Here is a 24,818-nt window from a genome sequence, read left to right on the forward strand (position 1 = left end):
TATCCCTACTTTATGCCGTTTTTTTCTTCTTCCATAAGATTGCACCAATTAAAATGAGAACCGCTAACATAACAATTGTACCACCTGGAGCTAAATCGAGTTGATAAGAAACTAGCATTCCACCAATTACAGCAATTTCTCCAAATAAAACGGAGAAGAAAATCGTTTGCTTAAATCCTTTGGCAATCCGAATACTTGCTGCTACCGGTAAAGTCATTAACGACGATACAAGAAGAACCCCAACAATTCGCATTGATACGGCAATAACAAGAGCAACTAGAATAATAAAAATAAAGTGGAGCCACTTTGCCCGAAGTCCTGTTGATACAGCATATTCTTCATCAAATGATAATAAAAATAGCTCTTTATATAATAAAATAATCGTTGCTACAACCGCGATTGCTACAATGCCAATAACCATTAAATCTGCGCTCGTTACAGCACTTACACTACCAAATAAATAACTAAATAAATCTGTATTAAACCCATTAGCAAGCGAGATAAAAATAACCCCAATCCCCATCCCAGCTGACAGAATAATCGGGATTGCTAACTCTTGATAATGTTTATATACAGAGCGTAATTTTTCAATAAGCAATGCTCCGCCCATTGAAAAAAGCATCCCCATATATAATGGATTTAAAAATCCACCGGTAAATATCGTTTTTTCAAGCAACAAACTTGCAGCGATTCCCGATAAAGTTACGTGACTTAATGCATCCGCAATTAGGGACAAACGGCGGATTACAACAAATACTCCGATAAGAGGCGCTATCAATCCTATTAAAATCCCAGCGTATAATGAATTGCGTAAAAAATCATATTGTAAAAAATCCTGTATCATTGTACCCTCCCGTGATGCTCATGATCATGTTCTAATCGATGAACATGATACCCATATAAAATGGACATTTCTGCATCCTCTAACTCTCGGAATTTCTCTACCTTCCCATGAAAATGTAAACGCTGATTTAAACATGCAACGTGCGTCACTTTTTCTGTTACAGCTCCTATATCGTGTGTAACAAGAATAAGCGTGATACCTAATCTCTTATTTAAATCTTCTAATATTTCATAGAAACTTTCTACACTCTTTATGTCAACCCCCACAGTAGGCTCGTCCAAAATGAGTAATTCTGGACTACTTACAAGTGCACGGGCGATAAACACACGCTGCTGTTGACCTCCAGAAAGCTCTCCAATGTTACGATTTTGAAACTCGCTCATTCCTACATCTGCAATTGCTTTTGCTACCTTTTCTTTATCCTCTTTCGTCAAAAAGCGGAATAAGCCTTTTTTCGACACAAGACCCATAGAAACCACTTCAAAAACAGTTGCTGGAAACCCAGAGTTAAAGCTGTTAGCCTTTTGTGAAACATAACCGATTTGATTCCATGCTTTAAACTTTCTACTATCAATACCAAATAAGCGAACATTTCCTTTCTTTGGCTTCAAAACACCTAATATACACTTTAATAACGTTGATTTACCAGATCCATTCGGTCCAACCAAACCTAAAAAAGCTCCCTTAGGAACTTGCAAATGAATGTCTTCTATCACATTTCGATCTTCATAGCGAAATGTCAAACCTTCTATTTCTAATATATTTTCCATATCATCTCACCTATTTTAATTCAGAATGATTCCGATTTACTTCTATTTGAATTATAGTACAGCTGATTATAGTTGTAAACCAATCTGCCTAAAATATATGATTTACTTTAGACAACCTTATTATTATAACAAAAAAACAGAGAATTTCTCTCTGCTTTTTGAACATACCTTTTAATGGATTGCTGATTTAAACTTACCACCGTTTGTCTCTTGCGTACTCATAATTGTAACAAAGGCGTTTTCATCAATTTCATGAACAATTGATTTTAATTTTGTTACTTCAAGACGTGTCACAACGGCGTAAATCACTTCTTTTTCTTTATCGGTATAACCACCCTTAGCTATAAGCTTCGTTGTCCCACGACCAAGACGGTGTAATATCGCATTTGATACTTCTTCATATTGATCAGAGACAATTAACACCGCTTTTGTTTCATCCAATCCTTGAATAACAGTATCAATTGTTTTGAAAGCAATATAGTAGGTCATAACAGAATACATTGCCTGTTCCACACCAAATACAAAGGCTGCCCAAGCAAAAATGAACAAGTTCACAAACATAACAAATTCCCCAACGGAGAATGGTAATTTTTTTGTTAATAAGATTCCCATAATTTCAGTTCCATCTAATGATCCACCGTGACGAATAACGAGCCCCACGCCAAGCCCTAATATAAGACCACCAAACACGGTTGCTAAAATAGGTTCTGTTGTAAATGGTTTTATAGTATGTAGTGTTGTTTCAATAAATGCTAACGCGACAATCGCAAAAGTTGAAGATAGCATAAATGTCTTTCCAATTTGCTTATAACCGGAGTACATAAATGGTATATTGAGGATAACAACTAAAGTAGAAAAACTCAGCCACCAAATGTTAGGAGTAAGGTAATCTAGTATGAGGGAAATACCAATAATTCCACCATCAATAATTTTATTTGGGATTAAAAATAGTTCAATTGCGACTGCTGCACACGCTGCTCCAAAGACAATCATAATTAAACGATACAATAGATGAATAACACTTTCTTTTCGATGTTGTTTCTTTTCCATAAGCCCTCCTTATAATCTTTTTCTGTTGTTTCGTTCTTTTATTATAACATATTCTTTTTTTTCTAATAGAAAAAAAAGCAGTGTTATACGAATATATACAGGCACTATACACATATATTTCGATAAAAGAACACCTGAAGGAGGACTATATCGTGAACCTCATCAAACAAATTGTGAACAAAAAAATAAATAGCATGTCGCCAAAAGAATTATTGAAATATAGTAAAGAATATAAAATTCCTATTACAACTGAACAAGCAGATCAAATTGTTTTATTGATGAAAGGAAAAAATATTAATATTTACGATACAGATGAAAGGCTCGAACTCTTAAAAAAAATTGCGAAAGTAACCTCTCCTTCTACCGCTCAGCAAGTTAATACACTCTTTCAGAAATTATTAAAATAAGGAGGGAACATCCCCTCCTTATTGTCCTTTAATCTTCTCAAGAAGCCCTTCATCAAATGTTCCGTTCTTTAACATTTCAATTTCAAATTTGTATGGTGGCTTTTTATCTTTCTTATCTTCCCCGACATATGGCGTTTCAAGAATCTTTGGTATGTCCTCTAACTGCGGATGATGAACAATATCATGTAAAGCTTTATAACCAATATGACCAAAACCAATATTTTCATGACGGTCTTTTCCAGCTCCGCGGACATTTTTACTATCATTAATGTGTAAAACTTGCAAGCGATCAATTCCAACAATTTTATCAAACTCATTTAAAACGCCATCAAAATCATTTGCAATATCATAACCTGCATCATGTGTATGACATGTATCAAAACATACAGATAGCTTTTCATTATATGTTACACCATCAATAATTCTCGCAATTTCCTCAAAGCTACGTCCGCACTCTGTACCTTTCCCAGCCATTGTTTCTAATGCAATATTTACCGTTTGTTCTGGCGTTAATACTTCATTCAAACCTTTTATAATTTGTGCAATCCCTGCATCTGCACCTGCCCCAACATGAGCTCCAGGATGCAGAACAATTTGTTTTGCTACTCCAAGTGCTTCTGTTCTTTCAATTTCCATGCGCAAGAAATCCACACCTAATTGGAATGTTTCAGGCTTCGTTGTATTTCCAACATTAATAATATATGGTGCATGGACAATAATCTCTTTAATTCCATGCTCTTCCATATGTTTGCGACCAGCTTCTATATTTAATTCTTCAATCGGCTTTCTTCTCGTATTTTGCGGTGCACCTGTATAAATCATAAATGTCGTAGCACCATATGAAACTGCCTCTTCACTTGCAGCTAATAGCATTTTTTTCCCACTCATTGAAACATGAGATCCAATCTTCAACATATTATCACCTCTTCAATATACAATAGCTATAATAATAGCATAATTTGTAGAAATATGTAGCGAATTGCTTACTCAAAAAAATTATTTACAAATCAGACAATAAAAAAGATAAGGTCTCCCTTATCTCTTTTTATGACTATATTTTTTCTTTACCTTTTCACGTTCAGCTGCTAATTTTTTCTTATATCCAGGCTTTACTTTTTTCGGTTTTTTCACAACTTTCGTTGCCATAATATCCAACTCATTATTCGGTTTTTTACGGCTTTGACGTCGGTTGCGCTCCCCTAAATCTATCCATTCACCATTTCGCAATTCTACGTGTTTAAACGCAATATTACGTTGTTTTTCTAAACTATCTATAGCCTCTTCATCACGCGTATCATAGATCGTTACAGCAATACCAGAATACCCAGCACGCGCTGTACGGCCAACACGGTGAATAAAGAAGTCTAAGTCAGACGGAATTTCATAGTTAATAACATGACTAATTCCTTCGATATCAATACCACGTGCCGCTAAGTCTGTCGCAACAATGTATTGAAATTCTAAATCACGAATTTGTTTCATCATTTTTTTGCGGTCACGAGGTGATAGGTCGCCATGAATACGTCCTACTTTTAACCCTCTCTCTGTTAATCCATTCGCAACTTCTTCTGCCATTTTTTTCGTATTTGTAAAAACAATTGCTAAATACGGCTGAAATTGAAGCAACATATTCTTGACTAGTTCAATCTTATTACGATGTCTCGATGGAACTAAATAATGTTCAATGTTTCCCGCTGCAACTTGCTTCGGATTAATATGAATATGCTCTGGATTCTCCATATATTTCTTCAGAAATGGTTTCAATTTTTGCGGAATCGTCGCAGAAAAAACGAGCATTTGCAAATTTTTCGGCATGCGCGCTGCAACTTTATCTACATCTTGAATAAATCCCATATCAAGCATTAAATCTGCTTCATCGACAATAATCGTTTCTGCTGTATGAACAAATAAAGCTTGCTCTTCTACTAAATCTTTAATACGACCTGGCGTTCCAACAACGATATGCGGCTGCTTTTTCAATTTTTCAATCGAGCGCTGTTTATCAGTTCCTCCAATTAAGCAACGCGCTGTAATCATTTGTTCTTCCGTACAAAACTTTGTTAATTTGATAATTTCTTGATAAATTTGTTGTGCTAACTCACGCGTTGGCGCTGTAATCACAAGCTGCACTTCTTCACGTTTTGGATCAATTTGATTGATTGTCGGTAATAAGTATGCGTGTGTTTTTCCAGATCCTGTTTGGGATTGTCCAATTATACTTACCCCTTTTTTTACAACAGGGAATATTTTCTTTTGAATTTCTGTCGGCTCTGTAAAGCGTAATTCACGAACTGCATCTATTAAAAACGGTTGAAAATTATACTGTGTAAATGTTTGTATTGTCACAGATTACACCTTCTTTCTCAAATTTCTACTGCGCGCACAAATCAGTCAAGTCTACATTATAACGAAATCTAATCGTAAAATCCATCTTTAGTTTTTGTTTCTAACTTAAAAACTAACCTTCTTACTTTCGATTGCATACTGTATGTGTATATACCTAATTGAAGAAAGGAGGATTTCTTTTATGTATCCGAAATCCCCTATACAACAAATGCATACCGGGCAACAACCCTATACACCATATCCAATTCCACATTTACCACCAATGATGCAAAAAAAGAAAGGGCTGCTCTCTAAACTTTTTAAAAAACATGATCCGACTGAACCTTTTATGCAAATGATTCCTCCCTACCGGCAAATGGAAGGACAGCCAATGATGCACCAACAATATCCGCAAACGATGCAGCCTCATTATAATCAGCCTTATATGCATCAACCAATGAGCGCGCCACCCATGTATGACCAAAGCGATATGCGCGGTGGTGAATCATTCATTGCAACGAATACCAGTGGTGGAATTGGAAGTTTCTTTTCTAATTTAATTGCTAATCCAACTAATATGTTAAATAACATTGAAAAAGTTGCTCAAGTCGCCCAATCTGTCGGGCCTGTTGTAGAGCAATACGGACCCATCGTTCGCAGTATACCGAGTATTGTGAAAATCCTTACTTCAGGGAAAGGAGACACCGAGAATCCAAAAGAAGAAGTGAAAAAAAATAACGTACCAAAAACACCTTTAAAAAAGAAAAAAAGAAAAGAAGTTACGCCAAAATCTACCAACGCTGAAGAATCACAAAACGAAACCAATTCCCCTTTACCAGCAAAACCAAAATTATATGTGTAACAATACTTTGTTTTCTGTCCACTCCTCCTTTATAATGAAAAGGACTATGTACAAAAGGATTCCTTGTTTAGAAGGAGAGGATTACTCACATGAAAATTATTAAAATTTCCCCTCGTGGTTATTGCTATGGCGTTGTAGATGCAATGGTTATTGCACGCAACGCTGCACTAGATAAATCATTACCAAAGCCTATCTATATTCTAGGCATGATTGTTCATAATAAGCATGTAACAGATGCATTTGAAGAAGATGGAATTATTACATTAGATGGCCCAAGCCGCTTAGAAATTTTGGATCAAATCGATTCTGGTACTGTTATTTTCACTGCACACGGTGTTTCCCCAGAAGTAAAACAACGTGCTAAAGAAAAAGGCTTAACAACAATTGATGCGACATGCCCAGATGTTACGAAAACACACGACCTAATTGAAGCAAAAAAATCAGAAGGTTATCATGTGATTTACATCGGGAAAAAAGGCCATCCAGAACCAGAAGGAGCAGTTGGCATTGCACCTGATATCGTTCATCTCATCGAAAAAGCAGATGATTTAAAAACATTAGAGATTCCGACAGACAAAATTTTAGTTACAAATCAAACAACAATGAGTCAATGGGACGTTCAGCATCTGATGGAAGATATCCAAAAAAAATTCCCAACGGCTGAATTCCATAAAGAAATTTGCTTAGCAACACAAGTTCGTCAAGAAGCCGTTGCAAAGCAAGCCGATGTTGCCGATTTAACAATTGTTGTTGGCGATCCGAAAAGCAATAACTCCAATCGTCTCGCTCAAGTATCGCAAGAAATTGCCGGCACAAAGGCATATCGCGTCGCTGATGTAAGTGAAATTCAGCTAGAATGGCTGCAAGGAGTTGAAAATGTAGCAGTAACTGCTGGTGCTTCTACTCCAACTCCAATTACAAAAGAAGTCATTGCCTTTTTAGAACAATATAATCCAACAAACCCTGCTACGTGGGAAAGAAAACGAAACGTACCACTTCAAAAAATCTTGCCGCGTGTAAAGGTAAAAAAACAATAAATAAAAAATCCGTTGCTCACTACTCGCAACGGATTTTTTATCGTTTTAACCGAAAAGACTCTCGCCTGATTACATAGAGATGAGTGCTGACTTATACAAATGTAAATGGATCTGTATGTAGCTGAGATGCATGAATTTGTACAGCAAATTTTTTAGCCTCTACTTTTTGCTGTAGTTGTTTTTGAACACCTTGTTTCATTACCTTCTCTACATTATGTCCTGGATCAACAACATTCAGTCCCAACATCATGGCATCGTGAGCAACATGATAATACAGATCGCCAGTGACATAAACATCTGCACCTTTAAATTTTGCCTGATTGATAAATTTATTCCCGTCACCACCAAGAACAGCTACTTTACGCACTTTATCATCAAGCCTTCCGACAACTCGTGCACCTTGTATATCTAATGAACGCTTTACATGCTCAGCAAACTCCCCGAGGGTCATTTCTTTTTGTAAATATCCAATTTTACCAAGCCCTAGTGTTTCTCCTTTATTATCTAGCGGATATATATCATAAGCAACTTCTTCATACGGATGCGCTGTTAACATCGCTTTAACAACCTTTCGTTCTAACGACGCTGGGATAATCGTTTCAACTCTTATCTCTTCGACACGCTCTAACTGCCCATTTTCGCCAATGTAAGGGCTTGTTCCCTCCTGAGGGATAAATGTACCTATACCTTGACTACCAAACGTACAATGGCTGTAATTACCGATATAACCCGCACCTGCGTCTCCCAATGCTTTTCGAATCGCATCTGCATGTGTTACAGGAACAAATACAACTACTTTTTTCATTTCTTCTGTGTATGTTGGAACGAGCACTTCCGTGTTTTGCAGTTCAAGCGCTTCAGCAAGTAGATCATTTACTCCACCTTTTGCAACATCAACATTTGTATGCGCTGCATACACAGCGATATCATGTTTGATACATTTTTCGATAATTTTTCCATACGCTTTATCCGTATGAATCGCTTTTAAAGGATGGAAAATAAGAGGATGGTGTGCAATAATGATATTTGCTCCAATTTGAATCGCTTCTTCTACAACCTCTTCTGTCACATCTAGTGCGATTAAGACATGCTCTACTGGTTTATTAAGAGCTCCAATTTGCAGACCAATCTTATCCCCTTCCATCGCTAGATGCTTCGGATACATGCTTTCAAATAAAGAAATTACTTCATGTCCATTTGGAATTTTGCTCATGATAATACATCTCCTACCATTTTCATTTTCTCCATTACTTCATTTCGTTTCGCTTTTGTATCTTCCGATTCTGTCGCACGTTCTAATTGCTTTAAGATATTTTGAAAATTTTTCAATTCACATTCCCATTTTTCAACGAAAACATCACTTTTTTCTTTCATCAAAAATGGTCCGATCAATAATTCCGCTTGCTTATGATCTGAGTAAGGCGCTAACGGATTCCCTCTTTCGCCCACTAAAATTTCATAAATCTTGCCATCTTCTTTTACAATCTTTTCATGAATCAGTTCCCAATCATTTTCAATAAACCATTCACGAATATGATGCGCTGCAATATTCGGTTGTAATATAAGACGCGTTACCCCGTTTAATTTTTCTTTTCCACTTTCTAAAATATCACGAATTAACGCTCCACCCATACCAGCAATTGTAATGACATCCACTTCTCCTGGTGAAATAACAGCTAATCCATTTCCTTTGCGAACATCAATCTTTCCCTGTAAGCCATTCTCAGCTACCGTTGCCTGCGCAGAACGAAACGGTCCATCTACCACTTCTCCCGCTACTGCTTTTGTCGCAATATGATTTAAAATTGCATAGCACGGTAAATAAGCATGATCTGATCCGATATCCGCTACCGTAGACCCTGCTGGAATCTCTCGCACTACCTCTTCTAACCTTTTTGAAAGTTTGACTTCATTCATGTATTTCCATTGCTCCTTCTCTTGTCAGTCTGTTTCCATGATAATGAATGAACAAGTATTGTTGCAAGTAAGCAACAATCATTCAATCCCTTTATCTTTCTTTAATCGTATTTTAGAAAGAAAAGAAAAACAAGCCCTTTACTTGAAAAGTAAAGGGCTTGTTTTTCTTTATTTTTTCTTCGATAACCAATCTGCTACTTTAGAAGCTTGATCTGCTGGAATTAAATTAGGCGGCATATTTCCTTTTCCTTTTACAATCACTTCTTTAATTTCATCTTTAGAAAGTTTCCCGCCAATTTTTTGTAGTTCAGGTCCCACTGCACCTTGTAACTGATCACCATGGCAGCTCGTACAGTTTTGCTTTACAATGTCTTCAGGCTTTGATGCTGTTTGAGTTTGCTTTCCTCCATTTTTAGCATCAGCTAGCTCTTTAGACTTATGTAACCCTTGAAATGAAAATACGAACATCACGATAATACCTAGTGCTGCAATAAGAGCGAATGGAATCAACGGATTACGTTTCATATATTTTCTCCCCCCTCTATACCCCCTAATAGTTAGATGATTCAGTTATTTCTATTGTACTTGAAAACGATCTATCAGAAAAGGCGAAATTGTCAGTTGTTAAAAATATTCCATAAATTCAGTTTGTTGGCTATCTTATTTTTACCCTATATTTTTTTGATAAATATCTATGTTTCTCATCATATTTTTTGTTTTTCTACATATATTTTTGTATAAAATACACAAAATTAATCGAAAAATCGAAAAATGAGCATTTGCAAATCAAAAGACAATTCTGTAAAATAAATTACAAGTATTGTAATCGGTACTTACAGCTAAATTTTAACAAAACTTAACAAAATAAAAAAGTTTACTTCACAAAGGTGAAGTAAACTTATATAAGACCTACTCTAAGAAATCTTTTAACCGTTTGCTACGGCTTGGATGTCTTAATTTACGAAGCGCTTTTGCTTCAATTTGGCGAATACGCTCTCTTGTTACGCCGAATACTTTTCCGACTTCTTCAAGCGTACGAGTTCGTCCATCATCCAAACCAAAACGAAGACGAAGAACATTTTCTTCACGATCTGTTAGCGTATCTAACACATCTTCTAATTGTTCTTTCAATAATTCATACGCGGCATGGTCCGCAGGTGATGTTGCTTCTTGGTCTTCGATAAAATCGCCTAAGTGTGAGTCATCCTCTTCACCAATCGGTGTCTCAAGAGAAACTGGCTCCTGAGCAATTTTTAAGATTTCGCGTACTTTTTCTGGAGCAAGATCCATTTCTTCGCCAATCTCTTCCGGAGTTGGTTCACGACCTAAATCTTGTAATAATTGACGTTGTACACGGATTAATTTATTGATTGTTTCAACCATATGAACCGGAATACGAATTGTTCTTGCTTGGTCTGCAATCGCACGTGTAATCGCTTGACGAATCCACCATGTTGCATACGTACTAAATTTAAATCCTTTACGGTAGTCGAACTTTTCAACCGCTTTAATCAGACCCATGTTTCCTTCTTGAATAAGGTCTAAGAAAAGCATACCGCGGCCAACGTATCTTTTTGCAATACTTACAACAAGACGTAAGTTTGCTTCTGCAAGACGGCGTTTTGCTTCTTCATCGCCTTCTTCAATACGAGTCGCCAATTGAATTTCTTCTTCAGCAGATAATAAATCAACACGACCGATTTCTTTTAAATACATGCGAACAGGGTCATTGATTTTTACACCTGGTGGTACACTTAAATCATTTAAATCGAATTCTTCTTCCGTTTTTGTGATTTGATGATTATTTGGGCCTTCATCATTATCACCAACTAAATCAATCCCTTGTTCACCTAAATATTCATAATATTCATCCATTTGTTCGGATTCAATCTCAAATCCGTTCATGCGTTCTGCAATCTCTTCATATGTAAGAACGCCACGTTTTTTTCCGAGCTCAGTGAGTTGTTCTTTCACTTGCTCAAGGGTCATTTCAGTTTCAATTTGTTTAGAACGAGCTGGTTTATCAGCCATTTGTTCCCCTCCTTACGCGAGATACAAACATTCATTATACTAAAATTTTATGCAAAAAGCTATCTTCTTGCTTTTTGATTTTGCAAATACGCTGCGTAAAATTTAGCAGCTTCTAGCGGATCAGCTTTTTCCATTTGCTTTACTGTAAAGATGGTTTCCATCTTTTTCAACTTTTCCTTATGGCGCTTTAACGCTTCCAGGTGTCCTTCCAGTATTTCATCTGTATATTCTGGATTGATAAACTCATCTGTCGAAATATTGGTAACGATATTTTTCAACTTTTCATCAGATAGCCAGTTTAAAAAATTTCCGACTGAAGGTTCATTTCCCTTTTCATAATATGCGTATAGTTCATATAAAATCCCTTTATGTTCTTCTGTATGAAAATCTTCTATATGAGGCTCTATACGCACTGCTACTTCGGCACTTTGCAACATATGGTAAATAAGTTCCCTCTCTGCCCTTTCAAAGCCGGATAGCTTCGGCCTCGTTTGAACAATTTGAGATGGCTTCGAAATTTGCTTCGCTTGTTTTTGCTGTATCTTTTGTTCTTTGCGATATTGGTGCAATTGACTTAAAAGTGTTTCCATGGAATATGCAAATTCTTGTGATAACGATTTTAAATAGGACTCTGCCTGCATCGCATCTTGCAATAAGGATAACTCTTTTAAAACACTTTTTACATATTCTTCTTTACCGGACTCATCTTGCAAATTTTTCCCTAAACGCAAATAATTTATTTTAAATCCAACAAAACTTATACTTGATTTGACGAGATTTTCAAAAGCCTTTGTTCCATATTGTTGCACATATTCATCAGGATCTAATTTCTCTGGCAATACAGTAACTTTAACTTGACAACCAACTTGAGTTAAGAGTTGCCCCGCTTTCATTGTCGCTTCTTGTCCAGCCTTATCACCATCATAGCAAAGAACAACAGTTTCAACATTACGTCGCAGAAGTTTCGCCTGTTCTTCTGTTAAAGCTGTTCCCATTGTTGCGACAGCTTCTTCAACCCCGCTTTTTACAGCAGCTAGAACATCAGCATAACCTTCAAAAAGGACGACCTGCCCACGCTTTCTAATAAACGGCCTTGCCTGATGGAAATTGTACAGCAACTTGCTCTTGTGAAAGATAGGTGTTTCTGGGCTATTTAAATATTTAGGAGTATCATCTCCAAGCGCCCTTCCACTAAATGCTGCCACTTTTCCTTGTAATGTATGAATCGGAAACATTACTCTACCACGGAATCGGTCGTAATGACTGCCATCCTTTTCACTTCTTACAAGGAGACCCGCTTGCTCCATGGTCATTAGCGAAAAACCTCTTTTTTGTAATATTTTCGCCGCTGCATCCCAATCTGGTGATGCATAACCAATTTCAAACTTCTCAATCATTTCCTTCGTAATACCACGATTTAATAAATAAGAAAGAGCTTCATTCCCCTCTTCTGTATTTACCAACAAATGATGATAATACTTTTTTAAGAGTTCGTGAGCCTGTAACATAATGACATTGTCATCAGATATATTGTCCTGCTGTTCTTTTCCTGATGTATAATCTGCGACTGCTATATGATTTCTTTCTCCAAGCTTCTGTACAGCTTCTGTGAAAGAAAGGCCTTCCATCTTCATGAGAAAGGAAAAAACATTTCCACCTTCCCCACATCCAAAGCAATGGAAAATTTGCTTATCTGATGAAACAGAAAAGGAGGGAGAATTCTCACCATGAAACGGACAAAGTCCAAAATAATTACGCCCTTGCTTTCTTAGCTGAACATACTCACCAATTACTTCTACAATATCAGATGATGTCCGAATCTGTTCAACAACTTCTTCGGGAATTCTGTTCCCCATAACTCCATCTCCGTGTCGTATTTTGTATTCGATACAAATTAAAGGATTCCTTTATAATTCGACAATATTTTTTCTAAACTTGTTAAAAAAGATTGTCGATCCTGCTTTGAAAATGACTTTGGACCCTTTGTATAGGTCCCTTGTCTGCGTAATTTAGCAGACACATATCTACTATATAAAATTGTATCCATTTGCTCATCTGTCACAAATGTACCTCTCGGAGATAAGACATATACTCCTTTTTTAACAAGAAGACCAGCAAGTCCCATATCTTGTGTGATCACGAGATCTGTAGCTTTCGCATGCTTATAAATATAAAAATCAACTTCATCTTGCTCAGAATCTACATAGATCCAATTTCCTTGCTGTTTTCTTGAACGATGGGCATAGGATGCGACAAACAAAATTTCGACATGAAATTTTGTTCCGACTTGTACAATTTCATCCTTTACGGGACATGCATCTGCATCAACTAGAATCTTACTGATGTTTTGCATATTTCTGTATTCTACATCCCTTCAGTGAATCCTTCTACAAAGTACGTTTTCTTGTTTAGATTTTTGTCGATTTTACGTAAATGTACGTCTTTTTTCGTAAATCCTATCCCTAGTTTATTCTGAAAAATTAAAGTCTAAACGTAAAATATAGGTTTTTTATCACAATTTTTTATTATAATATATTTCTTTCTACTTCGCTACATATCCTCTGAAATTTCTCTAACCATTACAGTTCTATAAATATTTCCCTCTGAATCAGATTGGTCTTTGAGCTAAAAAAACACATTCACCTTTGGTAAATGTGCTAAAACATTCTTTGGTTTTGCACCGCATTCACAATAATATTTGCCGTTTCTTCAATCGCTTTGTTAGACACATCAATCACTTGGCAATTTATTTTATTGATCACTTTTTCAAAATGGTCAATTTCTTCTTTAATACGATTAATGTTCGCATATGTTGCCCCATCACTTAATCCTAGTGATTTCAAGCGCTCTCTCCGAATATGATTTAATTTTTCCGGATTAATTTTCAAACCAAAACACTTTTCCTTTGGAACTTGATACAATTCTTCAGGCGGGTCAACCTCAGGAACAAGCGGTACATTCGCAACCTTTAATCGCTTATTATGAGCTAAATATTGTGAAAGTGGAGTCTTTGATGTACGAGAAACACCAATTAAAACAATATCAGCTTTCAAAATACCACGCGCATCTCGACCATCATCATATTTAACCGCAAACTCAATCGCTTCAATCTTTTTAAAATATTCTTCATCCAGTTTTCTAACAATCCCTGGCTCATATCTTGGCACTTGCCTTGTAATTTCTGCAATTTGGTCAATAAGAGGCCCGATGATATCATATGCTTCTACGCCTTCTTTTGCCGCTTCTGTTAACAAATATTGACGCATATCAGGCTTCACGAGTGTAAAACAAATCAGCGCCCGATTACTCTTTGCGATTGATATCACTTCTTTTAATGTTCCTGTATCTTCTACATACGGTACACGTCTAATATCAGGAGCGAAAGGAAATTGTCCCATTGCCGCTCGAACAACTAAATCAGCAGTCTCTCCGACTGAATCAGATACGACATATACGATTTTATTAACCATTCCATTACCTCACTTTAAACAAATTACACTTATTCATTATTTACTAAATTCACAAACGCACGCGTAATATTCGTTTTTGTAATTCGTCCAACAACTTCTAGTCCCTGCTTTGTTTCTTTTACAACGGGTACAGCATCAATCTGTCTTTCTATTAATTCCATTGCAACATCATATAAAGAATCCTCTTTATGACACATCGCAATGTTTGGCATCCTCGTCATAATAATATTAACCGGAAGGGAGGTTAAATCCTGCTTTCCTAAACTTGCTCGCAATAAATCCTTACGGGAAACGACGCCAACTAAAAATGTAGTTTGATCCACGACAAACAAAGTACCAACGTCCTCTAGAAACATCGTACAAATTGCATCGTATACGGAAACATTTTTATCAATGACAACTGGTCTAGATTGATAATCTTGTACTTTAATTTTTTTAACAGCTTCTGATAATAACTGACCACCAGTTTTCCCTGTATAAAAATAACCGACGCGCGGACGTGCTTCTAAATAACCCGCCATCGTTAAAATTGCCAAATCTGGTCTTAAAGTTGCACGCGTTAAATTTAACTGTGCAGCGATTGACTCTCCTGTAATAGGACCGTGATCTTTTACAATCTGAATGATATGTTCTTGTCGTTTATTCAGCTCTATGATAATCACCACCTTCAATACAAAACAAAAAAGTTATACTATCTCCTAAATATTATATACTAAATATGCTATTTGAAAAAGAAAGTATGTAAAAAGGACCTTTATATGGTCCTCATTATATTTGAAATTTGTCAAGTTGTTCAAGAAAACGTCTCGATTTCAAATATATGCCACAATATTCATCATAATATGTATTCAATACTGTACGAATTTGTCGCTTCGTTTCTTCTTTTACTGATACATTACCGAGTCGCCCTAAGTCAAAGTGATAAAAGAGACGTAATAACTTATGAACCGCCTCGCCCACCGGAATGCGATACGGATCTTGTTCTGCGTGACGAGAGCACAGAAAACCGCCTTCTCTTACAGAGAAGGCGACAAAGTCTGTTTCTTGGTGACAAATCGCACATGTATCAAAGTATGGATGCATCCCTAATACCGGAAGCATTTTCGTTTGATAAATAAGAGATAATACTTCAGGATCAACACCATCACACATATAGTGAAGTGTCTGATATAACATTTCAAATAAATATGGATTGTGCTTTTTATCTTCCGTGGCTTTATCTGTCAATTCCACAATAAACGATGCATAAGCAGTTAAAAAAATATCTTCTCGAATTTCTTTCATCGATGAAATCATTTCACCTTGTTGCAAAGTTCCGAGACCAGACCCCATTTGAATTAGGAAATGACCATGCGTCATGAGTTGCGAAATAGATGCTAACCTACTTTTTGGTTTTTTCGCCCCTCTTGCCATTGCACTTACTTTTCCAAATTCACGAGAAAATATAGTAACAATCTTGTTCGTTTCTCCGTAATCTGTTGTTCGGATAACAATGCCCTCAACTTTTTGAAACATGTTCGTCACCATCCAAGGATTGAACAAAACGGGTCAAGAAATTGGAGAATCTAGATGTGCTAGCTCCTCTTCATGTTGATCCATCTCATCATTTAGATCTTTTTCCATTTCTTTCAAAAGCAAGTACGTTTCAATACTTCCTGTTTTGGAGAAAACCTTCCAGGTAAAATCCAGCATAAGAATCCACCTTTCTAAGTAAGCATAGCATGTAAACCAATTTCTTTTGTTGTTATTAAAATGACCCATTTTGTCCATTTTCATGTGAGAAAAAATTTTCCTAATTTCTATTAATATTCATCTTCACGGAAACCTAAATCACGAAGTTGGGACATTTTATTACGCCAATCTTTTTGTACTTTCACCCATACTTCTAAAAACACTTTAGAGCCAAGAAGGGCTTCAATATCAAAACGAGCTCGCTTCCCGATTTCTTTCAACATTTTCCCTTGCTTTCCAATAATAATTCCCTTTTGAGAAGGACGTTCCACGATAATTGTTGCATTTACATACACCGCTCCACCTTCACGCTTTTGAATCGCATCAATTGCAACTGCTACTGAATGAGGTACTTCCTCACGCGTTAAATGAAGCACTTTCTCACGGATTAATTCAGCAATAATAAATCGTTCCGGATGATCTGTTACTTGGTTTTCCGGATAGTACTGCGGTCCTTCTGGTAAATATTTTTTAATTGCTCCAATTAAAGCTTCCACATTATTACCTTCCAATGCAGAAATCGGCACAATTTCTGCAAATTCGTACAAGTTGCGATATTGATCAATCAATTCTAATAATTTTTCTGGATGAACTTGATCGATTTTATTAATCACTAAAAATACTGGTTGCTTCGTTTCCTTCAATTTTTCAATAATGTATTCTTCACCACGACCAAAGCCTTCCGCCGCATTGACCATAAAGAGTACAATGTCAACTTCTTTCAATGTCGTTTGTGCCATTTTCACCATAAAATCGCCTAATTTATGTTTTGGCTTATGTATTCCAGGCGTATCGATAAAAATCACTTGCGCATCATTTTCTGTATATACACCTTGTACTTTATTACGAGTTGTTTGTGGTTTATCACTCATAATAGCAATTTTTTGACCGATAATTCGATTTAAAAATGTAGATTTCCCAACATTTGGTCTCCCGATAATAGAGACAAAACCTGATTTATAACCTTTGTTATTCATGTAAATCCTCCGCTAAAAATGCTCCTGGTAACAACTTTCTAACTGTCGTCTTCCCAGTGTCACCATGTAAATTTGATAAATATATTTTATGCTCTGTTTACATAATTCTATCACAACTTGACGGCACGCTCCACAAAGAGGCACGAAACGTTTCCAATCCACTACAACGATTATGGCTAAAAGCGCCGTATCTCCTTCTAAAATAACACTTTACGTTCCTCGTAATGACATAACCATACGATGCATGTTTCCATCACATCTACGGTATACTTTTCCATCCCTATCAGTAACGATGTACCTACTTGGACTTTGAATAGGATATTATGGCCACCTAAGTAAACAATCAACTGATTAAAGGCTCAATACCACTCAAGTACAAGAAGATCTTTGGAATGCAACTATACCACATAAGGTAAAAAGATAATAGCACCAATTATGACTGCTATAATAGTAAATAATAAAACGGCACCAGCTGCAACATCTTTTGCAATTTTTGCAAGAGGGTTAAAATCCTTTGTTACTAAATCAACCGTTTTTTCAATCGCTGTATTCACCATCTCTAAACTCATTACAGCACCTATTACAGCAAGTAATATAAGCCATTCCGCTCTTGTTACATGGAAATAAAGGCCGCAGCATATAACAATAACTGCGGCCAAACAATGAATTTTCATATTTCGTTCATGACGAAGACAAAAGCATATACCAGCTATAGCATACGTAAAACTCTTTATAAGTTTTCCTTTTTTCATCTTCTTAATCCAAATGCTCCTAAAATTTCTTTTTGCTTTCCAAACATCTCTTTTTCATCTTCTTCAGTCATGTGATCATAACCAAGCAAGTGTAAAAATCCATGTAACGCCAAAAATCCTAATTCACGATCAAAAGAATGGCCATATTCTTCAGCCTGCTCTTTTGTTCTTGGGATAGAAATAATAAGATCTCCTAACATACGAGGCATATCAGCACCTATGATTTCTGTTTCACCCTCTCCCATATCTTCAAGGGCAAAAGAAATCACGTCCGTAGGCTGATCTTTTCCCCGATAATCACGATTTATTTCTCGAATCCGTTCATTATCGACGAAAGTAACAGACAGCTCCGTCCCATCTTCCACGCCTTCCATTTGTGCAGCTTTTTCTAACAGCTCACGAATCATATCCACATAGTCTTCTTTCACTTCTTCTGTTTCATCAAAAAAATCAATTACTAAACTCATTCTTTCACCTTTTCTTCCAGTGGTTCCGGATATTTAATACGAGAATGGAAAATTCCATTCAATGTTTCACATAAAGTTTTTCCTACTATTTGTAGTTCTTTAAAAGTAAGTTCACAGTCGCTAAATTGCCCATCTTGTAGGCGATCTTTAATAATATTTTTCACTAAATTATTAATCTGTTCCGGCGTTGGATGGTTCATAGAACGCACCGCCGCCTCTACACTATCTGCAATTCCAACGATCGCAGATTCTTTCGATGTCGCCTTTGAACCCGGATAACGGAACATATCCTCTGTATACTTATCTTTATCTTCTTTCATAGCCTTATAATAAAAATACTTTAATAGCGTAGTCCCATGGTGCTGTGCTGCAATATCAATAATTTCTTGCGGAATATGATGTTCTTCTAACATCTTTACCCCATTGGTAACATGGGCAATAATAATATCCCTACTCGTTTCTGGATCTAATTTATCGTGCGGATTTTCAATCCCCATTTGATTCTCAATAAAGAAATGAGGCTGTACTGTCTTTCCGATATCATGATAATATGCGCCAACACGTGCTAACACACCGTTCGCTCCTATGGCCTCACATGCCGCCTCTGAAAGGTTCGCAACCATTACACTATGATGATATGTACCTGGCGCTTCTAACAAAATCTTGCGAAGAAGCGGGTGATTAGGACTTGAAAGTTCGACAAGCTTCATACTTGATACAATTCCAAGGCCGCTTTCTAAATATGGTAAAATCCCCATAGCTAAAATGGAGGAAATAATCCCGGAAGCTGCTGCCATCAATAATTGTGAGCCAATTTCAAACGGCGAGAAATTCCCATTTCGCAATAACAATAAAGCTGCTAACATAATAACATTTAAAACAGACACAAGAATACCTGCTTGCAAAATCATAGAACGACGATTTTTCTCTCTCAAAAAGACACTTACAGATAACGAGCTTAATAAGAAATAAACCCCAACATTATAATTTAACGTGCTCGTGACACCTTCATTAAATAAAATACTTCCACATATAGAGAAAATGATACTCGTTAGAAATACAAAGCGATCGCCAATCATCAATTTTACTAATATTGATCCCATCGCAACCGGAACAACAAATGCAATCCCTGCATACTCCAGCTTTTGGAACAAACTAATTACTTTCATCAACACAACTGTAATTGCTATGATCGTTGTATATGCCAACATATATGGTTTTTCTTCTCTTTTCAACTTTAAAAACACTTCAAATTGCTTATGCATAAAGAATAAGAGTACACCGATTACAATCGCTAATCCTACAAATGGCTGAAAGGTATTATTTTGCTCGAGAAGCCCAACTAATTTTAGTTGTTCATATATATCTCTAGTAATTGTGTCCCCCTCTTTTACAAGCACTTGACCTTGTAATATGTAAACAGGTGCGACCTCATCTTCCGCCTTTTTTTTACGCTCTTTTGTAGCATTCGAATCATAAAAGTAATTCGCTTCTATCGCATACTTTCCAAGCGCATTTAAAGCTTCTTTTAAATCGCTATTAACATTAATATTTTTGATTTCTTCCACAAAGCGATCTCTCGCTTCATTTTCTTCATTCATTTTAATATGTGAACTCATTATATTATTAACAGCTGTTATGACCGGATATTTCGCTGCTTCTAATTGATCTGGATCAGCATTAATAAATTGTAACAACACTGCATCAGATAAACTTTTCGTTAAATCTATAGGTAACTTCTTCTTCAGTTTCTCCAGCCTGTCTGCGGGCGTAACCTTTTTTTGCTCATCAGGGCCAGCCGCTTTTGTTTCCGCATCTACTTCTTTAATTGCATCAAAAACCGAGTTCACAATATCAATTTTATTTTGCTTGTACTCACTTTTATATGTATATTGATCATCGACTTTTTGAGCAGCCTCTCTTTTCTTCTTATCTGTTGTTATCTTATCTTCAATGTTGATAGGAGAATGGATTGTTTGATTAGAAATAGAGAGCATTTTAACATCTAGTTGCTCTGGTTTCACATTGTTGATTAGTGCAAAAAACAACACTGCCCCTAATAAAATATAAGAAACCCAGCTTAGTTTTTTCGAATGTTGTATATTTCGAAACCACTTAGAAATTTCTCGAGACTTTGACATGATTTCAATACCTTCTCCTCTCCAGACATACAATAAAACGAATTTCAGTTGAGCATTCCTTCTCTCAACTAAAAGTTAACTCACATAAACTACACACTTTAAAGTTTTCCTTCTTAAATTTCATCACGTACTGATCCTGTATTTATATTTGCTACCCTTCCATAATATTAAAAAATACGCAATTCGCCAACCTTTCCATTCCCATTCATTATTAGGTCATATTCATTGAGTTTTTACAAGCAGCTCTTACAATGAATAAAAAGAAATGACCCTGGCCAATAGGATCATTCCATTTTATCATACGCCTCAATAATTCGTTGTACAAGTGGGTGCCTTACTACATCTGTTTGTTCTAGTCTAACAAAGGAAAGCCCTAATACATTAGATAAAACATTTTCTGCAATCGAAAGCCCTGACTTAACCCCTTTTGGTAAGTCAATTTGAGTAGGATCGCCTGTAACAACCATTTTCGAACTAAAACCTAGGCGAGTTAAAAACATTTTGATTTGAGCACCAGTTGTATTTTGTGCCTCATCTAAAATAACAAAGGAATCATCAAGCGTTCTTCCTCTCATATACGCAAGAGGTGCAATCTCAATTGTTCCTCTTTCCATCATACGCTGCGTATATTCTTGTCCAAGAATATCATGGAGCGCATCATATAAAGGGCGTAAATAAGGGTCTACTTTTTCCTTTAAATCTCCTGGTAAAAACCCTAAACTTTCTCCAGCTTCTACTGCCGGTCTTGTTAAAATAATCTTTTTCACATAGCCGTGTTTTAACGCTCGTACGGCCATTACCACAGCCAAATACGTTTTCCCTGTACCAGCTGGTCCGATTCCAAAAACGATATCATTCTTTTTCATCGCATGAATATACTGTCTTTGCCCCATCGTTTTTACACGTATAGACTTACCTTTTGCTGTTTTAAAAATTTCCTCTTCATATAACTCTTCAAAATGAGCAATTTTCCCTTGGCGACCAAGTTGAATTGCATATAGAACATCCCGTTCAGTAATTGATACACCTTTACGAATAACAGTTAGTAATTGCTGTAAAATGTTTTCAACAAGTGCCACTGCTTCATCTGTTCCAGATACGCGAACAGACTCTCCTCTAGTTACAATCGATACAGAAAGCTCTTGTTCAATTACTTTCAAATTCGCATCATTCACTCCAAATAGAGCGATTGCTTCATTGTGATTTTCTACTTGTTGATTCATCTCTACTAATTGTTCTGTCATTACTCAGTCTCCTTGAATATCGGATTCAGATATAGGTTGTGGCTCTGCAATATTTTCAATCACTGTATAATGTAATGCTACTTTTAGTTGTTCGCCTTCAACCTTTTTATGCAAAATCTTATCACTTACAATCATAGCATGTTCATCCAATTTTTTCTTTAATTCTTTTTCTGCCATTTCTTTCGCAACTTTAAGCGCTTCCCTTTCCGTATATTCACGGTTAGCCTCTTCCTCTTCGCGCACAATTTCTTTTTCATAAGAAGTCGGTAATGTAAAACCAAGTAATTTCACATCATGTTTTACATTTTCAGTTTGGGACTTCCTATACTTATCATGCTGAAATCCCCATATTTTTATTTTAGCACTTCCTAATCGAAGAAAATGCTCATTATATGAATTTCCTGTATACACTTGAAAAGTGGTTTTCAGCGGAACTGTTACGTTAGATTCATACCATGTTTCTCCATAAACAATCCCTTTCGCGGAAACAATCGTTGGATTTTCTTCATTCCCAAACATACCCGAAACAAGCAACTGTCCTTTTTTTACATAATCATTTTTCATTACAACCGGCTTCCCAATCTCTACAAAGGTCCTTGTAATAATCGCTCCCTTTTTCGCTACCAAGTTTTGCGGCTGTTGTGCCTTCTCCTTTTTTGGCTCATTTTTTTCAACTATTTTAAAATGATATGTTGTTCCTTGCACATCAAGACCAGCCCATGTAATCGCATTAATTTTATCAGTCAAGTGCCGCTGAATTTCTTCCACACTTGGCATTTGGAATTGCAATCTCCCTTTCTTGATACCCATTTTGTCCAATTCTTTCATAAGTATATATTCTGTTTCTGGTTTAGCTCCCGTAACTTCAATTTTCCATACCATATTTGATAAGACGATCATACCGAAAAAAAAGACAAGAAATCCAATTAAAAACCCACTATTTTTAATCAATCGCTTATTCCAAAACGGAGCGCCATAGCGCCCTATAAAATATAGTTTACATTCATGTTTACGATAAATTATCCTTAATTTTTTTACATCTCGCAGCAGCATACAAAAGACTAATGTTTCATCAGCAATTTTCTTTACATCCCAAACAACTAAATTCCTGCGTACACACTCGTTAACAAACCGCTCAACCCCTCTTCCTTCAATGCGTACTTTGACATACCCAAGCCATTTCGTAAACCATTGATTTTTCATTGTCTGCCCCCCACTATCTTTCTCAAAAGCAGAGCTTCTCTCTCCACTTTTTATAGCTCGTACAACATACAGCAAAATATGAATCAGTGAGCTTATCTCATCTCACTGATGACAAGTTCCCCTCCGCTTTGCTTCTAATGAAGAAGAGAACTTTCATGATGGGAGTTTCTCTTTATTTTTCTTTCTTTTCATTTTCTAAAAATGTTACCTGTTCAATTACACCTTCGAGTAGAAGTTCTTCTGGGAGAATTGTTTTGATTACAAACGACTGTCCTTTAATTAATAATTGACCATGTTTTAATAACAACCTTACTTCTTTATCAGAAAAAACTAATAATCCTCGATGATTTTCTATATAAATATGTACTTGCCCAACAAGAGTAATACGAGGCAGATCCATTAGTACATCCACTGGTAGGTCTATTTGCTTCGTTAGCCAATTTTTCATTTGTTCCAGCTTCTTCATCTCCAAGACCCCCCTCTCATCCCATATGTATGAAAAAAGAGCTTGTAATATCACGTCCAAACAAAAAAAAGCATAAAAAAACGTCTCATTTCTCATGAGACGTTTTTTTATGCTAATAGCTGTGCAACCAGCTTATTCACTTGCGATCCGTCTGCTTTCCCTTTTACTTTCGGCATAACAGCACTCATCACTTTACCCATATCCGCTTTCGATGTTGCACCAACTTCTGAGATCACTTGCTTAATTACATCAGCTAGTTCTTCTTCTGTTAGCTGTTTCGGCAAATATGTGCTTAAAATCTGAATTTCACTTTGCAGTTTATCAACAAGGTCATCACGACCCGCTTTTTTAAATTCAAGGAGGGAGTCCTTACGCTGTTTTACTTCACGAGTTAAAACTGTTAATTCCTCTTCTTCAGTAAGAGTCTGTTGCAGCTTAATACCTTCATTTTGCAAAGCAGCCTTAACCATACGAATGACGGTTAATTGTTCTTTTTGTTTATTCTTCATCGCTTGTTTCATATCACCGTTTAAACGATCGAGAAGACTCATAACTTACACCCTCTCTTAGAATTTACGCTTTCTTGCCGCTTCAGATTTCTTCTTACGTTTTACACTTGGTTTTTCATAAAACTCGCGTTTTCTTGCTTCAGCAAGTGTACCAGTTTTAGAAACCGATCTTTTAAAACGGCGAAGTGCATCCTCCAAAGACTCGTTTTTACGAACGATTGTTTTTGACATTATCTTTCCCTCCCTCCGAAACATCACACTTACATACTAACTTCAGCATGCAAAAAGAAACACTTCTTCAGCATGTCTTTTACGATTATAATACATTTTGTCACTTTAGGTCAACTATTTAGCAGAATAAAAGAAAAGCAGATCATTTTTTGACCAAAAAAACTCTTAAGTCGTAAGTGAGAATCAATAGCTATTTTCTTTTTTAACGAATCACTTACGATTGTACATTCAGTCGTTTCCTCTCTTCCAATCAAATTGATTCCGACACACTTTAAAGCAACGAAAACAAAGTTATGAACTTTTGTATTTAACTTTCATAAATTCCACTATTTTTTTCAATCTTTATAATCGCAAGTTTGAAAACATGACCTATAGCCCGAAAAA

General features: G+C 36.2%; 27 protein-coding genes and 1 pseudogene. 3 read left to right on the forward strand and 25 right to left on the reverse strand.

Translation table 11 applies throughout. From position 1 onward, the window contains the following. Positions 1 to 10 precede the first annotated feature (10 nt). The 3 genes from MR058_RS18295 to MR058_RS18305 form a co-directional block, all read right to left on the reverse strand. Entirely contained in the window at positions 11 to 844 is an 834-nt protein-coding gene (locus tag MR058_RS18295; protein ID WP_242145316.1) for a metal ABC transporter permease, read from the reverse strand. Continuing rightward, entirely contained in the window at positions 841 to 1,614 is a 774-nt protein-coding gene (locus MR058_RS18300) for a metal ABC transporter ATP-binding protein (RefSeq protein ID WP_242145317.1), read from the reverse strand. Before MR058_RS18300 ends, MR058_RS18295 begins: the two co-directional genes overlap by 4 nt. 171 nt (positions 1,615 to 1,785) lie before the next feature. After that, entirely contained in the window at positions 1,786 to 2,664 is an 879-nt protein-coding gene (locus tag MR058_RS18305; protein WP_242145318.1) for a YitT family protein, read from the reverse strand. Between the two features lie 152 nt (positions 2,665 to 2,816). Between MR058_RS18305 and MR058_RS18310 the strand changes: the two genes are divergently transcribed. After that, positions 2,817 to 3,071 (forward strand): DUF2624 domain-containing protein, encoded by a 255-nt coding sequence (locus MR058_RS18310; protein WP_242145319.1) that lies wholly within the window; start codon positions 2,817 to 2,819, stop codon positions 3,069 to 3,071. Positions 3,072 to 3,089: 18 nt separating this feature from the next. Here the strand turns inward: MR058_RS18310 and MR058_RS18315 are convergent, their stop codons facing one another. Together MR058_RS18315 and MR058_RS18320 are read right to left on the reverse strand one after the other, a co-directional pair. Further along, complete coding sequence (locus tag MR058_RS18315; protein WP_242145320.1) at positions 3,090 to 3,986, reverse strand: deoxyribonuclease IV; 897 nt, start codon at positions 3,984 to 3,986, stop codon at positions 3,090 to 3,092. Between the two features lie 120 nt (positions 3,987 to 4,106). Then, positions 4,107 to 5,417, reverse strand: coding sequence for a DEAD/DEAH box helicase (locus tag MR058_RS18320; protein WP_242145321.1), 1,311 nt, complete (start codon positions 5,415 to 5,417; stop codon positions 4,107 to 4,109). A 181-nt stretch (positions 5,418 to 5,598) separates the two neighbouring features. Between MR058_RS18320 and vrrA the strand changes: the two genes are divergently transcribed. Then, positions 5,599 to 6,258, forward strand: coding sequence for a VrrA/YqfQ family protein (gene vrrA, locus MR058_RS18325; RefSeq protein WP_242145322.1), 660 nt, complete (start codon positions 5,599 to 5,601; stop codon positions 6,256 to 6,258). An 89-nt stretch (positions 6,259 to 6,347) separates the two neighbouring features. Beyond that, entirely contained in the window at positions 6,348 to 7,295 is a 948-nt protein-coding gene (locus tag MR058_RS18330) for a 4-hydroxy-3-methylbut-2-enyl diphosphate reductase (RefSeq protein ID WP_242145323.1), read from the forward strand. Positions 7,296 to 7,386: 91 nt separating this feature from the next. On the opposite strand, the gene MR058_RS18335 is transcribed toward MR058_RS18330, so the two are convergent. From MR058_RS18335 to rpsU, 20 genes and pseudogenes are all read right to left on the reverse strand, one after another. Then, entirely contained in the window at positions 7,387 to 8,508 is a 1,122-nt protein-coding gene (locus MR058_RS18335; RefSeq protein WP_242145324.1) for a Nif3-like dinuclear metal center hexameric protein, read from the reverse strand. After that, a complete protein-coding gene (locus tag MR058_RS18340; protein WP_242145325.1) occupies positions 8,505 to 9,212 on the reverse strand; it encodes a tRNA (adenine(22)-N(1))-methyltransferase in 708 nt (235 codons plus the stop codon). Before MR058_RS18340 ends, MR058_RS18335 begins: the two co-directional genes overlap by 4 nt. A 168-nt stretch (positions 9,213 to 9,380) precedes the next feature. Then, positions 9,381 to 9,737: a cytochrome c550 gene (gene cccA / locus MR058_RS18345; protein WP_012095482.1), complete on the reverse strand. Its 357-nt coding sequence runs from the start codon at positions 9,735 to 9,737 to the stop codon at positions 9,381 to 9,383. Positions 9,738 to 10,121: 384 nt separating this feature from the next. Then, the gene (rpoD, locus tag MR058_RS18350) at positions 10,122 to 11,243 is read right to left on the reverse strand and encodes an RNA polymerase sigma factor RpoD (RefSeq protein WP_012095483.1); all 1,122 of its coding nucleotides are present in this window, start codon (positions 11,241 to 11,243) and stop codon (positions 10,122 to 10,124) included. Between the two features lie 59 nt (positions 11,244 to 11,302). Continuing rightward, complete coding sequence (gene dnaG, locus MR058_RS18355; RefSeq protein ID WP_242145326.1) at positions 11,303 to 13,099, reverse strand: DNA primase; 1,797 nt, start codon at positions 13,097 to 13,099, stop codon at positions 11,303 to 11,305. Between the two features lie 38 nt (positions 13,100 to 13,137). Then, complete coding sequence (locus tag MR058_RS18360; RefSeq protein ID WP_242145327.1) at positions 13,138 to 13,596, reverse strand: YaiI/YqxD family protein; 459 nt, start codon at positions 13,594 to 13,596, stop codon at positions 13,138 to 13,140. Positions 13,597 to 13,900: 304 nt separating this feature from the next. Then, positions 13,901 to 14,713 (reverse strand): pyruvate, water dikinase regulatory protein, encoded by an 813-nt coding sequence (locus MR058_RS18365; protein WP_242145328.1) that lies wholly within the window; start codon positions 14,711 to 14,713, stop codon positions 13,901 to 13,903. Positions 14,714 to 14,742: 29 nt separating this feature from the next. Continuing rightward, positions 14,743 to 15,375 (reverse strand): transcriptional regulator CcpN, encoded by a 633-nt coding sequence (locus MR058_RS18370; protein WP_242145329.1) that lies wholly within the window; start codon positions 15,373 to 15,375, stop codon positions 14,743 to 14,745. A 106-nt stretch (positions 15,376 to 15,481) separates the two neighbouring features. Next, positions 15,482 to 16,228: a DNA repair protein RecO gene (gene recO / locus MR058_RS18375; RefSeq protein WP_242145330.1), complete on the reverse strand. Its 747-nt coding sequence runs from the start codon at positions 16,226 to 16,228 to the stop codon at positions 15,482 to 15,484. Between the two features lie 33 nt (positions 16,229 to 16,261). Continuing rightward, positions 16,262 to 16,405: a YqzL family protein gene (locus MR058_RS18380; protein ID WP_012095489.1), complete on the reverse strand. Its 144-nt coding sequence runs from the start codon at positions 16,403 to 16,405 to the stop codon at positions 16,262 to 16,264. Between the two features lie 110 nt (positions 16,406 to 16,515). Continuing rightward, a complete protein-coding gene (era, locus tag MR058_RS18385; protein WP_242145331.1) occupies positions 16,516 to 17,421 on the reverse strand; it encodes a GTPase Era in 906 nt (301 codons plus the stop codon). After that, positions 17,414 to 17,732: pseudogene (locus MR058_RS23735) on the reverse strand (cytidine/deoxycytidylate deaminase family protein); the annotation flags it as partial. The pseudogene MR058_RS23735 and the gene era, both read right to left, overlap by 8 nt. An 87-nt stretch (positions 17,733 to 17,819) precedes the next feature. Beyond that, positions 17,820 to 18,173: a diacylglycerol kinase family protein gene (locus tag MR058_RS18395; RefSeq protein WP_242145332.1), complete on the reverse strand. Its 354-nt coding sequence runs from the start codon at positions 18,171 to 18,173 to the stop codon at positions 17,820 to 17,822. After that, a complete protein-coding gene (ybeY, locus tag MR058_RS18400) occupies positions 18,170 to 18,640 on the reverse strand; it encodes an rRNA maturation RNase YbeY (RefSeq protein ID WP_242145333.1) in 471 nt (156 codons plus the stop codon). Before ybeY ends, MR058_RS18395 begins: the two co-directional genes overlap by 4 nt. Further along, the gene (locus MR058_RS18405; RefSeq protein ID WP_242145334.1) at positions 18,637 to 20,781 is read right to left on the reverse strand and encodes an HD family phosphohydrolase; all 2,145 of its coding nucleotides are present in this window, start codon (positions 20,779 to 20,781) and stop codon (positions 18,637 to 18,639) included. The genes ybeY and MR058_RS18405 overlap by 4 nt, the downstream gene beginning before the upstream one ends. Before the next feature lie 284 nt (positions 20,782 to 21,065). Then, positions 21,066 to 22,025 (reverse strand): PhoH family protein, encoded by a 960-nt coding sequence (locus MR058_RS18410; RefSeq protein WP_242145335.1) that lies wholly within the window; start codon positions 22,023 to 22,025, stop codon positions 21,066 to 21,068. 3 nt (positions 22,026 to 22,028) lie between these two features. Beyond that, entirely contained in the window at positions 22,029 to 23,228 is a 1,200-nt protein-coding gene (gene yqfD, locus MR058_RS18415) for a sporulation protein YqfD (RefSeq protein WP_242145336.1), read from the reverse strand. A 172-nt stretch (positions 23,229 to 23,400) separates the two neighbouring features. After that, positions 23,401 to 23,694 carry a sporulation protein YqfC gene (gene yqfC, locus MR058_RS18420; RefSeq protein WP_097896947.1) on the reverse strand — a complete coding sequence of 98 codons (294 nt, stop codon included), beginning with the start codon at positions 23,692 to 23,694 and terminating at the stop codon, positions 23,401 to 23,403. Between the two features lie 107 nt (positions 23,695 to 23,801). Then, positions 23,802 to 24,245 carry a GatB/YqeY domain-containing protein gene (locus tag MR058_RS18425; RefSeq protein ID WP_012095497.1) on the reverse strand — a complete coding sequence of 148 codons (444 nt, stop codon included), beginning with the start codon at positions 24,243 to 24,245 and terminating at the stop codon, positions 23,802 to 23,804. Positions 24,246 to 24,260: 15 nt separating this feature from the next. Next, the gene (gene rpsU, locus MR058_RS18430) at positions 24,261 to 24,434 is read right to left on the reverse strand and encodes a 30S ribosomal protein S21 (RefSeq protein ID WP_012095498.1); all 174 of its coding nucleotides are present in this window, start codon (positions 24,432 to 24,434) and stop codon (positions 24,261 to 24,263) included. Between the last annotated feature and the right edge of the window lie 384 nt (positions 24,435 to 24,818).

The sequence above is a fragment of the Bacillus cereus group sp. BfR-BA-01430 genome (assembly GCF_022663115.1).
GTDB lineage: Bacteria > Bacillota > Bacilli > Bacillales > Bacillaceae_G > Bacillus_A > Bacillus_A cereus_BD.

Bases quoted from the DNA above. Each gene is read 5' to 3' on its own strand.
- MR058_RS18295 (WP_242145316.1), bottom strand. From the start codon at position 844: ATGATACAGGATTTTTTACAATATGATTTTTTACGCAATTCATTATAC.
- MR058_RS18300 (WP_242145317.1), bottom strand. From the start codon at position 1,614: ATGGAAAATATATTAGAAATAGAAGGTTTGACATTTCGCTATGAAGAT.
- MR058_RS18305 (WP_242145318.1), bottom strand. From the start codon at position 2,664: ATGGAAAAGAAACAACATCGAAAAGAAAGTGTTATTCATCTATTGTAT.
- MR058_RS18315 (WP_242145320.1), bottom strand. From the start codon at position 3,986: ATGTTGAAGATTGGATCTCATGTTTCAATGAGTGGGAAAAAAATGCTA.
- vrrA (WP_242145322.1), top strand. From the start codon at position 5,599: ATGTATCCGAAATCCCCTATACAACAAATGCATACCGGGCAACAACCC.
- MR058_RS18330 (WP_242145323.1), top strand. From the start codon at position 6,348: ATGAAAATTATTAAAATTTCCCCTCGTGGTTATTGCTATGGCGTTGTA.
- MR058_RS18335 (WP_242145324.1), bottom strand. From the start codon at position 8,508: ATGAGCAAAATTCCAAATGGACATGAAGTAATTTCTTTATTTGAAAGC.
- MR058_RS18340 (WP_242145325.1), bottom strand. From the start codon at position 9,212: ATGAATGAAGTCAAACTTTCAAAAAGGTTAGAAGAGGTAGTGCGAGAG.
- cccA (WP_012095482.1), bottom strand. From the start codon at position 9,737: ATGAAACGTAATCCGTTGATTCCATTCGCTCTTATTGCAGCACTAGGT.
- rpoD (WP_012095483.1), bottom strand. From the start codon at position 11,243: ATGGCTGATAAACCAGCTCGTTCTAAACAAATTGAAACTGAAATGACC.
- dnaG (WP_242145326.1), bottom strand. From the start codon at position 13,099: ATGGGGAACAGAATTCCCGAAGAAGTTGTTGAACAGATTCGGACATCA.
- MR058_RS18360 (WP_242145327.1), bottom strand. From the start codon at position 13,596: ATGCAAAACATCAGTAAGATTCTAGTTGATGCAGATGCATGTCCCGTA.
- MR058_RS18365 (WP_242145328.1), bottom strand. From the start codon at position 14,713: ATGGTTAATAAAATCGTATATGTCGTATCTGATTCAGTCGGAGAGACT.
- recO (WP_242145330.1), bottom strand. From the start codon at position 16,228: ATGTTTCAAAAAGTTGAGGGCATTGTTATCCGAACAACAGATTACGGA.
- MR058_RS18380 (WP_012095489.1), bottom strand. From the start codon at position 16,405: ATGCTGGATTTTACCTGGAAGGTTTTCTCCAAAACAGGAAGTATTGAA.
- era (WP_242145331.1), bottom strand. From the start codon at position 17,421: ATGAATAACAAAGGTTATAAATCAGGTTTTGTCTCTATTATCGGGAGA.
- MR058_RS18395 (WP_242145332.1), bottom strand. From the start codon at position 18,173: ATGAAAAAAGGAAAACTTATAAAGAGTTTTACGTATGCTATAGCTGGT.
- ybeY (WP_242145333.1), bottom strand. From the start codon at position 18,640: ATGAGTTTAGTAATTGATTTTTTTGATGAAACAGAAGAAGTGAAAGAA.
- MR058_RS18405 (WP_242145334.1), bottom strand. From the start codon at position 20,781: ATGTCAAAGTCTCGAGAAATTTCTAAGTGGTTTCGAAATATACAACAT.
- MR058_RS18410 (WP_242145335.1), bottom strand. From the start codon at position 22,025: ATGACAGAACAATTAGTAGAGATGAATCAACAAGTAGAAAATCACAAT.
- yqfD (WP_242145336.1), bottom strand. From the start codon at position 23,228: ATGAAAAATCAATGGTTTACGAAATGGCTTGGGTATGTCAAAGTACGC.
- yqfC (WP_097896947.1), bottom strand. From the start codon at position 23,694: ATGAAGAAGCTGGAACAAATGAAAAATTGGCTAACGAAGCAAATAGAC.
- MR058_RS18425 (WP_012095497.1), bottom strand. From the start codon at position 24,245: ATGAGTCTTCTCGATCGTTTAAACGGTGATATGAAACAAGCGATGAAG.
- rpsU (WP_012095498.1), bottom strand. From the start codon at position 24,434: ATGTCAAAAACAATCGTTCGTAAAAACGAGTCTTTGGAGGATGCACTT.